Below are 13,700 nucleotides of genomic sequence, written 5' to 3' on the forward strand. Positions count from 1 at the left end.
GGGCCGGATGTTCCGCTCGCGGCGTTGCCGTCGGCCGGCTTGAGGCCGCGTGTGGTCGGGATGGCGCCCGATGCACCGGTCGGTGCCTTCCCGCGGGCGAGGTCGCGCGGGTCGCCGCCGCGGCCGGGCGGGTTTGCCGGCTGGGCGCCCCGCGGGGTGCCGCTACCGGCCGCTCGGTTCGCGCCGGTGGCGGGCCGGGCGGTGTTATCCGTTGTGCGCCCGCGGTTTCCGGCCTGACGGCTGGTGTTCTCGGGCTGCGGGGTGCGGCCGGCGCCGCTCTCGTTCGCGGTGCGGCGCTTACCGGCCTCATCCTTGCGGCGGCGCTCGATACGTTCACTGTCGACCCGCTGCACGAGGTCGTGGACGGTGATCGGCTTGGAGGTCTGCGGTTCCTCCGCACGCCGGTTACGGGGGGCCTCGTCGGAATCCGGCGCAGGGTATCGCTCCCACGGGGCGCGACCTCCGGGCCGGGACGAACGCCCGCGCCGATCGTCGTCACCCACCAACGAACCTCACTTCACTCTTCGTCGCGACCGGAGCTGTCGATTCCATCACTCCGGTGGCGGCACGCGCAGTCACATCCGGCCGAATCGGCCCCAGCCATGATAACGATTACGCCACAGTTGGCCACTTCTCAATCACCCATCACTGTCGGCGCAGGTCGGAGAGTATGCGCGTCAGCCTCCGCTGTGCATCACGTCGGCGGCCGAGGGCACGGTGGGATCCTCGGGATCATCGAGCCAGCCCTCGGGCAGCACCACCTTCGCCGCCGGGGAACCCTGGCGGCCGCGCGGCCCCTGCGCATCCGCGGGGAACGGCACGTCCGGCGGCAGTTGCTCGATCAGCTCGCGCAGCTGTGTGAGACTGCCCACGGTCGCGAAGCTGCGGCGCAGCTGCGAACCCAGCGGGAAGCCCATGAAGTACCAGGCCATATGTTTGCGGATATCGCGCATGGCCTTGTCCTCGCCGTCGTGGTCGACGAGCAGGGTCGCATGCCGGTACAGGATTTCGCCGACCCGGCCCAGTCGCGGTCCCTCCGGAATCGGTTCCCCGCGCAGCGCGGCGCTCAGCTCGGCGAACAGCCACGGACGGCCCAGGCACCCGCGCCCGACGACCACTCCGTCGCAACCGGTTTCGGCGATCATCGCGAGTGCGTCTGCGGCACTGAAGATATCGCCGTTGCCGAGTACCGGAATCGTGGTGACGGCCTCCTTGAGCCGCGCGATGGCCGACCAATCGGCGGTGCCGGAATACAGCTGCGCGGCGGTACGGGCGTGCAGCGACACCGCGGCGGCGCCCTCGGCCTCGGCGATGCGCCCGGTGTCGAGATAGGTCCGATGGTCGTCGTCGATGCCGATGCGGAATTTGAACGTCACCGGCACACCGGCGGGTTCGGCCGCCGCGACCATCTCCCGCACGATCTCCGCGAACAGCCGCCGCTTGTAGGGCAGCGCCGCACCCCCGCCGAGCCGGGTGACCTTCTTCACGGGACAGCCGAGATTCATATCGATGTGGTCGGCCCAGCCCTCGCCGACGATGATGCGCACCGCCTCGCCGAGCGTCTTGGGATCCACGCCGTAGAGCTGCATCGAGCGGGGATGCTCGTCCTCGTCGAAGGCCATCATGTGCAGCGTCTTCTCGTGCCGCTCCACCACCGCGCGCGCGGTGATCATCTCGCAGACGTAGATCGAGGTGCGGCTGCCGAATTCGCGGCACAGCTTCCGGAACGCGACATTGGTGATCCCGGCCATGGGCGCGAGCACCACCGGCGGATCGACGGGGTAGGGGCCGATTCGCAATCCGGTTCTGGTGTCGAGTGCCGCGGTCACGAGTTCCAGTGTCCCATCCGAATGACAGTGCGAGAGATCACAGGTCTCCCGGTGCGTGCGACGGGACCGGTGCCGTGCGGCACCGGTCCCGGTCGTAGTCGTGCGGGCGAGCTCAGCTCGCCGCGGTGAGGTCGCGCTCGCGCTTGGCGGCCTCGCGGGCCAGCATGCGGTCGCGCTGCTCCTCGAACTTCAGGACGTCCTTGCCCAGCTTGTCCAGGAACAGGCCGAGCCGCTCGCGGGTCTGCTCACCGCGCGCGGTGAAGTCGTCGCGCTCGAAGATCTGCCACTTCTTCAGCACCGGCTGCACCACGTCTTCGAGGTGCTGGCGCAGGTCGTAGATGCCGTGCTTGGCCATCAGCACACCGTTGCGGCGGAAGTTCGGCATTCCGGCGCCGGGCATCTGGAAGTTCTCGAGGATCAGGGTGATCGCGTCGAGGGCCTGATCCGGCGCCAGATCCAGCGCCGCACCGCACATGTTGCGGTAGAAGATCATGTGCAGGTTCTCGTCGGCGGCGACGCGCTGCAGCATGCGGTCGGCGATCGCGTCGTCGCACACCTTGCCGGTGTTGCGGTGGCTGACGCGGGTGGCCAGCTCCTGGAAGGTCACATAGGCGACCGAGTGCAGGAAGCCGGCGTCGGCCTCGGCGGGGGAGGCGAAGCCGTTGGTCATGTGGACCATGCGGGCCTGTTCCAGCGCCACCGGGTCCACGCCGCGGGTGACCACGAGATAGTCGCGCATCACGATGCCGTGGCGGTTCTCCTCGGCGGTCCAGCGGCCGACCCAGGTTCCCCAGGCGCCGTCCTGGGAGAAGTTCTCGGCGATCTCGCGGTGGTAGGAGGGCAGGTTGTCCTCGGTGAGGAGGTTGGTGATCATCGCGGCCTTCGCCACTTCACTGAGCTTCGACTGCTCCGGATCCCAGTCGACGCCGCCCAGCGCGGCGAAGTTGCGGCCCTCGTCCCACGGCACGTAGTCGTGCGGGTGCCATTCCTTGGCCATCGAAAGGTGCCGGTTGACGTTTTCTTCGGCAACCGGCTCCAACTCCGTCAGCAGCTCGAGTTGAGTCAGATCCCTTGCCATACATACGCCCTTCGGTGTTGTCCTGCGATATTGCTGGTCGCCCCCCTGCTGGCCGTGCCGCAGCCGCCCATACCTTACGGCACCGTAGGTGTGATGCGAAGCGCACCTGTATGAGTTCACAGCCTCGGTGACAGAACTCATAAGGGTGTTCGGCACATGCCCCAACCGGTTGCGAGTGTAGGGGGGAGACCTGTGCGTCAACGGTGTATCGGCTGGGAGTCTCGAACGTTAGCCGAGTATCGGATTGCCCAGGTCCCGGCCGCCCGAGCCGGGGGACGACGCCGGAGACGGCGATGGGCCGGAGCGTGCACTCCGGCCCATCGGTGTGCCCCCACCAGGGCTCGAACCTGGGACCTGCGGATTAAAAGTCCGTAGCTCTACCAACTGAGCTATAGGGGCGCGGTCCGCAAGTCTAATGTTTCGCGCGCGGAAGTGGTAACCGGTATCCGTGTGACGGTGTGGGGGTGGGTATCTGCGCTGGTCGCGCGGCATTCGACGGCGGGGTGGCGGCTCCCGGGAGCGGGATCGCCGCCGGCGATGTCGGGGCAGCCCCCTGAACGCCGGGCCGCGCCCGCCTCGACGGTCCGAGGGTTCCGTATCCCGGCCTCGCCGGTTCCGGAGCGCCGGGGCGTTCCCGGATACCCGGCCGATTGCCGGGCAATCACCTTGCTCAGCAATTTGTTTCAGCGCGGAAGTGTGGAAACATTGTTCAAACGTAGTGCGTGACAACATATTTGGTACGGGAGGTGATCGTGTCGGTGGATCCGCCCGGTGGCCGACCGCAGCGGCCGGGATGAGTCCCGGGTATCCACGGCGCCGGCCGGTGGTGGTGAACATTGCTGGGGCGCGCCGGAATTCGCATACCCGGGCGCTAACCGGGCATTTGCCGCAACCGGTTCCGGTTCCCGGTGAAGTGACTCCTCGGTACGTGGCGCGCTGCCCGGGATTCGGGGTACGGTGATCGCTTGGTGAATTCCGGCGAATCCGGGAGATCTTCCGGCCGTTGGGATTCGGCCGAAGATTGTGGTGCCGGCACATCTCGCGACCGGCCGGGCCGGTCACGAGGTCGGAGGAGACGACGTCGCAGGAGGCGGATCCGAGACGAACGAAACGCCCGGGTGCGCACCCCCTGCGGCGCACCCGGACGTCGAAACTATACCAGCTGGTGTGTTTCAGGTATCCCTGCGAATTTTCGTACCGAAAGTCTGAAAGCCGGGCGTTAGCCCGGAATTAAGTATTTGAAAATCTAATAACTTCTCGTCGAGGACCGTCCCCTATCGGTTCCTCCGGCGGCAAGCAGCTTCGGAGGCGTTTCGAGCATGGCACGGCAGCAAGAGCGGGCCCGCCGGACACGGGCGGCGATCATCAGGTCCGCCGCCGTTGAATTCGGGAAGAGCGGCTATGCCGCGGCATCGCTGAATCGCATATTGGAGGGATCGCGCGCCACCAAGGGCGCGATGTACTTCCATTTCGATTCCAAGGAGGATCTGGCCCGGGCGGTGCTGGACGCTGCCGTCGAACGATATCGGGCGACCACCGAAAGGTGGCTGGCCAGAACGGATCTCGAGCCGCTGGACATCATGCACGGGATGATCGACGAGGTCGCGCTGCGCCTGGAGAACGACATCATCGCCCAGGCGGAGTTCCGGCTCGTGATCGAACCGGAGTTCTATCAGGACGCGCGAGCCGGCGGCAGCCGCATCGTCAGCCGGTCCGCGCGGCTGCTCGCGGTGCGCGCCGTCGACCGCAAACAGCTGCGCCTGGATACCGACCCGGACCGCTTCACCCGCACCCTGGCCGCCGCGCTGGCCGGACAGCGCTACATCATCGATCTGCTCGGCGGCGGGGTCGATCTGCGCACCCGGTTCACCGAGGCGCTGGAGGTGATCATCGAGGCGATGGCGACTCAGGATTGGCTCGAGGAGTTCCGCCGGCACGGCTGGAAGGCCTCGGCACGCCTGGAAGATCTGAATCTGGGCCTCTGACCAGCCGATTTGGGAATAGCGCAAAGCCTGTCATAAGCTATGCGAGCTCCCAACGGAAGCCGTTGAGGTACGGACCGGAGAGATCCGGCGGGCCCCCTTCGTCTAGCGGCCTAGGACGCCGCCCTTTCAAGGCGGTAGCGCGGGTTCGAATCCCGTAGGGGGTACGGTGGCAACACCGTTGAGAGCATGCAAGGCCCTGTGGCGCAGTTGGTTAGCGCGCCGCCCTGTCACGGCGGAGGTCGCGGGTTCGAGTCCCGTCAGGGTCGCTTTGTTGTACGGCATTCGGTTCGGGTGCCCCGGCCAGGTAGCTCAGTTGGTACGAGCGTCCGCCTGAAAAGCGGAAGGTCGCCGGTTCGATCCCGGCCTTGGCCACTTTCAAATCCCCTCGACCTGCGGTCGGGGGGATTTTTCGTGTCCGGGATCACCTAGCGTCAGGCGAACCGGCTGCCGGGGGCGCGATGTCTCTCGGCCCGCCGGGATAGATATGAACCGTTCGTTCGTCTCGGGGAGACGAAATCTGTCCGGAACGGGGGTGGGGGTGGGGTTGGGGGCCTACCGTCCGTGGTGTGGTGAAGGCGCGGGATGGTGACGTCGGGTCGGGCGAATATGTCGCTCGGATCGCCGCGCGGTTGAACGAGCAGGTGACCGGGGTCAGTTCGCTGATCAAGGATGCGCTCGAGCAGCTCATTCCGGAGTTGCGGGGGGATGCGCGGACGGTGGAGCTGCTGGGGGCGAGTGTCGAGGGGAATGTCGACACCATTCTGCATGCGCTGCGGCACGGGATCGCGGTGGAGCGGATCACCGCGCCGACCGCCGCGCTCGAATACGCCCGGCGGCTCGCGCAGCACGGGGTGCCGGTGAATGCGCTGGTGCGGGCATATCGGCTGGGGCAGCGGCGGTTGACCGAGCTGGTCTTCGCGGAGCTGCACGCCATCGATATGGAACCGACCACCCGGATCGCGGTGATCGAGGAGATCACCGATGTGCTGTTCGCCTATATCGACTGGATCTCACAGCAGGTGGTCGCGGTCTACGAGGAGGAGCGCGAACGGTGGCTGGAGAACCGGAACAGCGTGCGCGCCATGCGGGTCCGGGAGGTGCTGGCCCAGGACACCGCCGTCGACGTCGACGATGCCACCGCCGCGATCCGGTATCCGCTGCGCCGGCATCACGTGGCGATGGTGCTCTGGTATCCGGACCCCGACTCCGACAGCGACGGCCTGGCGCGGTTGCAGCGATTCGTCCGGGAACTGGCCGGCGCGGTCGATGTGGCTGCCGCCCCGCTGTTCGCCGCGGCCGATCGCACCAGCGGATGGGTCTGGCTGCCGTACACCTCGGATCCCGATGATCCGGCCGCGCGGATCCGCCGGTTCGCCGCCACCCGGCCGGACGCACCGCACATCGCGATCGGCGCCGTGGGGGTGGGAGTCGAGGGGTTCCGCCGCTCGCATCGACAGGCCCAGCGGGCCCGCACGGTGGCGGCCCGGAGTGGGGCGGCGGACAAGGTCGTGGCGGCCACTGATCCCGGCTTGACCGCGGCCGCACTGCTCGGCGAGAACCCCGCAGCCGTCCGGGACTGGGTCGCCGACGTCCTCGGACCGCTGGCGACCGACACCGCGAGCGATGCCCGGCTGCGCGACACCCTGCGTGTGTTCCTGCGCACCGGATCCAGCTACAAGGCGGCGGCGCAGGAACTGGATCTGCACTACAACTCGGTGAAATACCGGGTGAGCCGGGCGGTCTCCCGGCGCGGGCGACCGATCGCCGACGACCGGCTCGATGTGGAGATCGCGCTGCTGGTGTGCCAGTGGTACGGCACATCGGTGCTCATGCGCTGAGCCCGCGAACGCGCACCGATGTGGGTGAACTGATCGTGCAAAGCTCGCCGATCCTGCGCGTTTTCTCGCATTGTCGCGGAGGTTTGCACGGAAAGTTCCAGGTGGACACCCCACCACCCGGGCACCGCCGCGCAGATTCTTTGTCTCGCGAAGACGAGACTTCCGGAGTAATTCGTTCACACGCGACGGTGTGGTGCAGCTCACTAATTCCTACGGTTGACGTATTCGTTCGAGATCGAGGATTCAGGACCGTCCATGCACCTTTCCGAGTTACCCGACCTGCGCAGCCGGCACGACCCCGGCGGGCCCTGTGTGGCCGACGATCAGGTCGAGCTGACCAACGCCGAGTTCGCCGATGCGGTACGGCGCGCGGCCACTGCCCTTGCCGCGCACGGAGTTTCCTCCGGCGATGTCGTCGCGGTGATGTTGCCCAACACCGTGGCGCTGGTGGTTTCCCTGTTCGCCGCGTGGCGTCTGGGCGCCGCGGTGACGCCGATCAATCCGTCGCTGGTTCCGGCCGAGGCCGGTTATCAGGTCGCCGATGCCGGGGCCGAGGTGCTGGTCACCGATCGGCCGATGGATATCGGTGCCACGGTCCTCACCCCTGCCGAGCTCACCGCGCGGCCGCCCGCCGCTATCGCCCCCGAAACTCGCGATGACGCGCTGGCCCTGCTCGTCTACACCAGCGGGACCACCGGGCGGCCCAAGGGCGTCATGCTCGATCACGCGAACCTGAACGCCATGTGCGCCATGGTGATCGGCGCGTTCGAACTCACGGCCGCCGACCACAGCCTGCTGGTATTGCCGCTGTTCCATGTCAACGGCATCGTGGTGAGCACGCTGGCGCCGCTGCTCGCCGGCGGGCGCACCACGATCGCGGGACGGTTCAGCCCGAACGCGTTCTTCGACCGGCTCGAGCGCAGTCGCGCCACCTACTTCTCCGCGGTGCCGACCATCTATACGATGCTGGCCGATCTGCCGCCGGACGTCGCTCCGGATACCTCGGCGGTGCGGTTCGCGGTCTGCGGCGCCGCCCCCGCCAGTGCCGAACTGCTGGTGAAGTTCGAAAACCGTTACGGCATACCGATCGTCGAGGGCTACGGCCTCTCCGAGGGCACCTGCGCGAGCGTCGTCAATCCCCTGCGCGGCCGCCGCAAGCCGGGCACGGTCGGTCTTCCGCTGCCGGGCCAGACGATTCGCATCGCCGACCCCGACGGCAATCCGGTCGCCGACGGTGCCGCGGGCGAGGTGCTGATCCAGGGACCGAATGTCATGCGCGGCTATCTGAATCGGCCGGAGGACACCGCCCGGACGATCATCGACGGCTGGCTGTACACCGGCGATATCGGCCGCATCGACGAGGACGGTTACCTCGTCCTGGTGGACCGCGCCAAGGACATGATCATCCGCGGCGGCGAGAACATCTATCCCAAGGAGATCGAGAGCGTCGTCTACCAGCTGCCCGAGGTCGCCGAGGCCGCGGTGGTCGGCCGGGCCAGCGAGCTCTACGGCGAGGAGCCGGTGCTGTTCCTCGCCCTGAACTCCGGCGCCACACTCACCGCCGAACAGGTGCTCGCCCATACCCGGCGGAATTTGTCGAAATACAAACTGCCGGTGGCGATCACCTTCCTCGACGACCTGCCCAAGAACGCCGTCGGCAAACTCGACAAACCGTTGCTGCGCCGCGCGCCCACCGCCTGATCCGCCCCACGAGAAGGAGATATTCCGATGGGATTCACCAAGCCGGATCTGCCGGCAGTCGATCCGGACACGTTCCTGCAGAAACCGCTGATGGAGCGCATGCGTATCCTCGGCGCCGATTGGGCCGAAAACGGCTTCGGCTCACCGAAGATGGTGCATTGCGTCTACATCCTCAAGCTGATCGTGCTCTACGCGATCGGCGGAATCACGGTGGCCACACTGACTTCCGGCCTCCCGGCGTTCTGGCATGTCGCCGAATGGTGGAATCAGCCGATCGTCTATCAGAAGGCGGTCGTCTGGACCGTGCTGCTGGAAGTCGTCGGTCTCGCCGGTTCGTGGGGGCCGTTGGCCGGCAAGGTGAAACCGATGACCGGTGGCATCCTGTTCTGGGCCCGGCCCGGTACCATCCGGCAACGCCCGTGGGCATGGGTGCCCGGCACCGGCGGTGATCGCCGCACCTGGTTCGACGTCACCCTGTATCTGGCCCTGCTGGCGAGTCTGGTGCTCGCGCTGGCTCTGCCCGGCGCGCACAGTGATTCGCTCGCGGCGGTTGTGCCGGACAACGCGTCCGGGCTCATCGCTCCCGCCGTGCTGCTCGCGCCGATCGTGCTGCTGATTCTCAACGGATTGCGCGACAAGGTCGTCTTCCTCGGCGCCCGCGGCGAGCAGTACCTACCAGCGCTGATCGCGTTCACGGTGTTCCCGTTCGTGAATATGATCGTCGCGTTGAAACTGCTGATCGTGGTCGTCTGGGTGGGCGCCGGATTCTCCAAACTCGGCAAGCATTTCTCCAACGTGGTGCCGCCGATGGTGTCCAACAGCCCGTCGGTGCCGTTCAAGTCGGTGAAACGCGCGCACTACAAGGACTTCCCGCGCGATATGCGTCCGTCCGGCATCGCGCATTTCATGGCCCACGTCAACGGCACCTGTGTGGAGATGCTGGTTCCGCTGGTGCTGCTGTTCTCCACGAACAAGTGGGTGACGCTGATCGCGGTGCTGATCATGGTGATCTTCCACCTCTTCATCGTGTCCACCTTCCCGCTGGCCGTGCCGCTGGAATGGAACGTGCTGTTCGCCTATGCCACCGTTTTCCTGTTTCTCGGATTCCCGGCCCGGAACGGATACGCCGTGTGGGACATGTCGCCGGTGTGGCTGGTCGTCCCGGTGGTCGCCGCGCTGCTGTTCTTCCCGGTGCTCGGCAACCTGCGGCCCGACAAGGTGTCGTTCCTGCCGTCGATGCGGCAGTACGCGGGCAACTGGGCCTCGGCGGTGTGGACGTTCACCCCGGGCGCCGAGGAGAAGCTGAACCGGGTGACCCGCTCGGCCGGCAATCAGATCGATCAGTTCATCGAATTCGGTTACGAACCGCAGTGGGCGGAGATCACCCTGCAGAAGACGATCGCCTGGCGCACCCTGCACAGCCAGGGCCGCGGCCTGTTCTCGCTGCTGATCGCGCGGCTGCCCGATATCGATTCGCGCACGGTCCGGGAGGGGGAGTTCCTCTGCAACTCGATCGTGGGGTTCAATTTCGGTGACGGCCACTTCCACGACGAGGAGATGATCCACGCGGTGCAGGACGAGGCTCGCTTCGAACCCGGCGAATGTGTGATCGCCTGGGTGGAATCGGAGGCGTTCGGCAGCGGCGTGCAGCACTACAAGCTGATCGACGCCGCGCTGGGCGTGATCGAACGCGGCACCTGGCGGGTCGCGGACGCGGTCGCCGAGCAGCCCTGGCTGCCGAACGGGCCGATTCCCCTGCAGCCCACCTGGACTCGTGCCGCCGCAGCGCGGATCGAACCCACGCAGGACGATTTCGGAGTGGTGGCGTGACAACCGCACTGGTGGTCGGCGGCGGGCCCAACGGGCTCGCCGCCGCCGTCGCCCTCGCCTCCGAAGGCGTCGAGGTCACCGTGCTCGAGGCGGCCGAGCGGATCGGCGGCGGCACGCGCAGCGGCGAGGCGATCGTTCCCGGTCTGCTGCACGACCACTGCTCGGCCATCCACCCGATGGCCGTCGGATCCCCGTTCCTGACGAGCCTGGGCCTGGACCGCTACGGGCTCACCTGGCGGCTGGCCGAGATCGACTGTGTGCATCCGCTCGACGACGGCAGCGCCGGCGTGCTGTACCGCTCGGTCGAGCAGACCGCGGCCGCGCTCGGTCGCGACGGCTCGCGCTGGCGCCTGGCATTCGAACGCCCGGTGCGGCGATACGACGCGCTGAGCGAGGACATCATGCGCCCGCTGCTGCGCCTGCCGCACCATCCCTTGACGCTGGCCCGGTTCGGGATGCCGACGCTGTTACCCGGATCCACCTTTGCCCGGTTGTTCCGGACCGAGCAGGCGCGAGCGTTGTTCGGAGGTGTTGCGGCGCATGCCTTCCGGCCGTTGCATCAGCCACTCACCTCGGCCATCGGACTCGGAATCCTCACGGCCGGGCATCGGCACGGCTGGGCGGTCGCCGCCGGCGGATCGCAGGCGATCAGCGATGCGATGGCGGCGCTGCTGACGGAGCTGGGCGGAAAGATCGAGACCGGAGTGCGGATCGAGTCGGCCGCACAGCTGGCCCCGGCCGACATCACTATCTTCGACCTGGCGCCCGACGCCGTCGGCCGCATTCTCGGGGACCGGCTGCCGGGCCGAGTCCGTAACGCGTTCGGCCGCTTCCGTCGCGGCCCCGGCGCCTTCAAGGTGGATTTCGCGGTGGCGGACGGAGTGCCGTGGACCGATCCCCGGGCCCGCCGTGCCGGAACCGTCCACCTCGCCGGGACCTACGGTGAGCTGGCCGCGACCGAACGCGAGATCCATGCCGGTCGCATGCCCGAGCGTCCGTTCGTCCTGGTCGGCCAGCAGTACCTGGCCGATCCGCAGCGCTCGGTGGGCAATGTGCACCCGGTGTGGAGTTATGCGCACGTCCCCAACGGCTTCACCGGCGACGCGACCGAGGCGATCATCGCGCAGATCGAGCGGTTCGCGCCCGGGTTCCGGGAACGTATTGTGGGACAGGCGGTTCGCTCGACGACGGAGATGGCCGTTTACAACCCGAACTACGCGGGCGGCGACATCATGACCGGCGCCAAGGACATTCGCCAGCTGATGTTCGGACCGCGAACCACGTTGTCCCCCTACAGCCTCGGTGTTCCCGGCATGTACATCTGTTCGGCGGCAACCCCACCCGGGCCGGGGGCACACGGAATGTGCGGCGCCAATGCGGCACAGCTCGCACTCGCCGAGTGGAGGCGCGGGTAGGGGTCGAGGCACCTCGGTGCGCAAGCCCTGTCCGATCACTTCAACACGTTGACCGCCCGCGCGATGACCAGGGCCGCGGTGATCAGCGATAGCGCGGATTCGGCCATCATCAGCGTCTTGGCCCAGCGCGTCATCGGCATCACATCGGTGGGGCTGAAGGCGGTGGCGTTGGTGAACGACAGGTAGAGGTAGTCGAGGAATTCCGGTTCCCAGTCGGCGGGCGCCAGGTCGCGGTTCTGCATCTGCACGAACAGAAAGTCCGGGAGCGGTTCACGGGCGTGCGCCCGGGCAGCCGGCCCGCCGCGATCGAATTCCCAATACCAGAGCGCGAATACGGTGACATTGGTCAGCCAGATCGCCGCGCCGGAACCGAGCAGCACCGGGGGATCGTTGCTGAGGGTGCCGTCGATGAGCCCGGCGACGAGCCGGAACACCGACCATGCGGTGGCGATCCCCAGCAGCGCCGACATCGCCAGGCCACACCACCGCAGCCAGATCTCCTCCCGGTCGAGCCGCACCGGGCTGCTCACCACCAGCACGATGAGCAGCAGCACCTCGAGCAGCGGCAGCAGCCAGATCGGCCGCAGCTGGAAATGATGTGGCAGCAGCAGCTGCAACACGATGATGCCCACCATCGCCGCCGTCGCCGCCCACCGCGATTCGCCCGCGGTGCGCCGTTTCCACGCCGGGATCTCGTCGCCGTTGGAGCTGTCGTTTCCGGAGCCGCTCACCCGAGCAGTATTGCCCGCGCAGGGACGGCATGCACGCAGGAACGCGGGCCAGTCAGGGCGGGGGCGACCCTAAGATGGGGAACCAAGGCGTGTATGTCGGCTCGCAGGAGGCACGGTGATGACTGTGGTTCGCAAGATGGTTCTGGGCGGCGCGATTGCCGTGCTGCTGGGCTCGGGCACCGGGGCGGCGGCCGCGGAGACGGTTCCGTTTCAGATCAACCCCGCGCCGTACGGTAATCCGAACGGCAGCGTCGATTCGCTACCCGCCCGCTGTGTGGCCATCACCGGTGCACGAGCGGGGGAAATCACCATCACCGGCGCGAACGACCGTGGGTGGGGCTGCTATTCGGCGCCGGTGCGATGGCTGAACCTCGCCACGGGCGCATCCGGCGAAGCGCATCTTTCCGACGGCCTCAACGGGATTCCGCCGGCCGTCACGGTCGCGACCGGGAGCGGACCCGTCGTCGCCATCGTTCTCACCGGCGGCGTGTACACGCCCGGCTTCGTCTCCGTGCAGGTGCCGTAACCGACGGCCGGCTCACAGCGCGCGGGGTCGTGGTGGCAGGGGTACGAAGGCCGAAACCCTGTGCACCACATCCCGATACGCGGGACGCCGCTGGAGACTGCGCTGTTCCATCATCGGAATGCTGACACCGACGAACATCGCGACCATCGTCACCACACCCGCGAGAACCCACCAGCTGCCGGGGGCCGCGGCCAGACCGAACAGGCCGAACGAGAGCCAGACGCCGCACTCACCGAAATAGTTCGGATGCCGCGACCACGCCCACACCCCGCGGTCCATGACCTGGCCGGGAGATTTGGTGGCGGCGAAGCGATGCATCTGCAGGTCGGCGACGGTTTCCAGCGCCACCGCACCCGCACCGATCACGAACGCGACGACGTCGAGCACGCCGAACGGTTCGCCGGCGCGCGTCGCCACCACGTACACCGGGATCATCCCGGCGAACACCTGCAGCGTCGGAAAGACGTGAATGCCGAACAGATCCGCGACGAAGGCGAATCTGCCCGCGCGTTCGCGCACCATCGGATAGCGCCAATCCTCGTGGTGCATACCGGGAAAGGTGGTCACCCAGTTGGCGGTGAGCCGCACCGCCCACACCAGCATGACGGCCATCAGCAGCCACCAGCGCGCGGGATCGGACGGCTCGTCGCCGCGGATCCACCAGTAGAAGGCCAGCAGCGGCGGGATCACGCTCCAGTACGGGTCGTAGAAGCTGGAATTCTCGTAGATCCGGCTGAAGACGAAGACCACGACCGTCGCGATCAGAT

The 13,700-nt window shown here is 67.4% G+C and carries 11 protein-coding genes and 4 tRNA genes; 9 read left to right on the forward strand and 6 right to left on the reverse strand.

What is annotated here, in order from left to right:
- From RJ03_RS36660 to RJ03_RS03160, 4 genes are all read right to left on the reverse strand, one after another.
- A partial coding sequence (locus tag RJ03_RS36660) for a hypothetical protein (protein ID WP_373281668.1) occupies positions 1 to 353 on the reverse strand: 353 nt, incomplete at its 3' end.
- 324 nt (positions 354 to 677) lie between these two features.
- Entirely contained in the window at positions 678 to 1,829 is a 1,152-nt protein-coding gene (dusB, locus tag RJ03_RS03150; RefSeq protein ID WP_036497858.1) for a tRNA dihydrouridine synthase DusB, read from the reverse strand.
- Positions 1,830 to 1,941: 112 nt separating this feature from the next.
- The gene (locus tag RJ03_RS03155) at positions 1,942 to 2,907 is read right to left on the reverse strand and encodes an acyl-ACP desaturase (RefSeq protein ID WP_036497861.1); all 966 of its coding nucleotides are present in this window, start codon (positions 2,905 to 2,907) and stop codon (positions 1,942 to 1,944) included.
- Positions 2,908 to 3,233: 326 nt separating this feature from the next.
- Positions 3,234 to 3,306, reverse strand: a tRNA-Lys gene (locus RJ03_RS03160).
- Between the two features lie 920 nt (positions 3,307 to 4,226).
- Between RJ03_RS03160 and RJ03_RS03165 the strand changes: the two genes are divergently transcribed.
- The 8 genes from RJ03_RS03165 to RJ03_RS03200 all read left to right on the forward strand — a co-directional run bounded on the left by RJ03_RS03165 (position 4,227) and on the right by RJ03_RS03200 (position 11,676).
- On the forward strand, positions 4,227 to 4,892 hold the full coding sequence (locus tag RJ03_RS03165; RefSeq protein WP_030517458.1) for a TetR family transcriptional regulator: 666 nt from the start codon (positions 4,227 to 4,229) through the stop codon (positions 4,890 to 4,892).
- A gap of 91 nt (positions 4,893 to 4,983) precedes the next feature.
- Positions 4,984 to 5,056: transfer RNA gene (locus RJ03_RS03170), tRNA-Glu, on the forward strand.
- Positions 5,057 to 5,084: 28 nt separating this feature from the next.
- Positions 5,085 to 5,158: transfer RNA gene (locus RJ03_RS03175), tRNA-Asp, on the forward strand.
- 32 nt (positions 5,159 to 5,190) lie between these two features.
- A tRNA-Phe gene (locus RJ03_RS03180) sits at positions 5,191 to 5,264 on the forward strand.
- 197 nt (positions 5,265 to 5,461) lie between these two features.
- The gene (locus tag RJ03_RS03185) at positions 5,462 to 6,730 is read left to right on the forward strand and encodes a PucR family transcriptional regulator (protein ID WP_051024211.1); all 1,269 of its coding nucleotides are present in this window, start codon (positions 5,462 to 5,464) and stop codon (positions 6,728 to 6,730) included.
- 255 nt (positions 6,731 to 6,985) lie between these two features.
- Positions 6,986 to 8,431: a class I adenylate-forming enzyme family protein gene (locus RJ03_RS03190; protein ID WP_036497866.1), complete on the forward strand. Its 1,446-nt coding sequence runs from the start codon at positions 6,986 to 6,988 to the stop codon at positions 8,429 to 8,431.
- A 27-nt stretch (positions 8,432 to 8,458) separates the two neighbouring features.
- Positions 8,459 to 10,261 carry a DUF3556 domain-containing protein gene (locus RJ03_RS03195; protein ID WP_036497868.1) on the forward strand — a complete coding sequence of 601 codons (1,803 nt, stop codon included), beginning with the start codon at positions 8,459 to 8,461 and terminating at the stop codon, positions 10,259 to 10,261.
- The gene (locus tag RJ03_RS03200; RefSeq protein WP_036497871.1) at positions 10,258 to 11,676 is read left to right on the forward strand and encodes a phytoene desaturase family protein; all 1,419 of its coding nucleotides are present in this window, start codon (positions 10,258 to 10,260) and stop codon (positions 11,674 to 11,676) included. The genes RJ03_RS03195 and RJ03_RS03200 overlap by 4 nt, the downstream gene beginning before the upstream one ends.
- A 35-nt stretch (positions 11,677 to 11,711) precedes the next feature.
- On the opposite strand, the gene RJ03_RS03205 is transcribed toward RJ03_RS03200, so the two are convergent.
- The gene (locus RJ03_RS03205; protein WP_036497873.1) at positions 11,712 to 12,407 is read right to left on the reverse strand and encodes a DUF1345 domain-containing protein; all 696 of its coding nucleotides are present in this window, start codon (positions 12,405 to 12,407) and stop codon (positions 11,712 to 11,714) included.
- Positions 12,408 to 12,525: 118 nt separating this feature from the next.
- Between RJ03_RS03205 and RJ03_RS03210 the strand changes: the two genes are divergently transcribed.
- The gene (locus tag RJ03_RS03210) at positions 12,526 to 12,933 is read left to right on the forward strand and encodes a hypothetical protein (RefSeq protein WP_036497874.1); all 408 of its coding nucleotides are present in this window, start codon (positions 12,526 to 12,528) and stop codon (positions 12,931 to 12,933) included.
- A gap of 12 nt (positions 12,934 to 12,945) precedes the next feature.
- Here the strand turns inward: RJ03_RS03210 and RJ03_RS03215 are convergent.
- Positions 12,946 to 13,700: DUF1295 domain-containing protein (locus RJ03_RS03215; protein WP_036497875.1), on the reverse strand; the 755-nt coding region annotated here is incomplete at its 5' end.

The sequence above is a fragment of the Nocardia aobensis NBRC 100429 genome, from assembly GCF_000308375.1.
Taxonomy (GTDB): domain Bacteria; phylum Actinomycetota; class Actinomycetes; order Mycobacteriales; family Mycobacteriaceae; genus Nocardia; species Nocardia aobensis.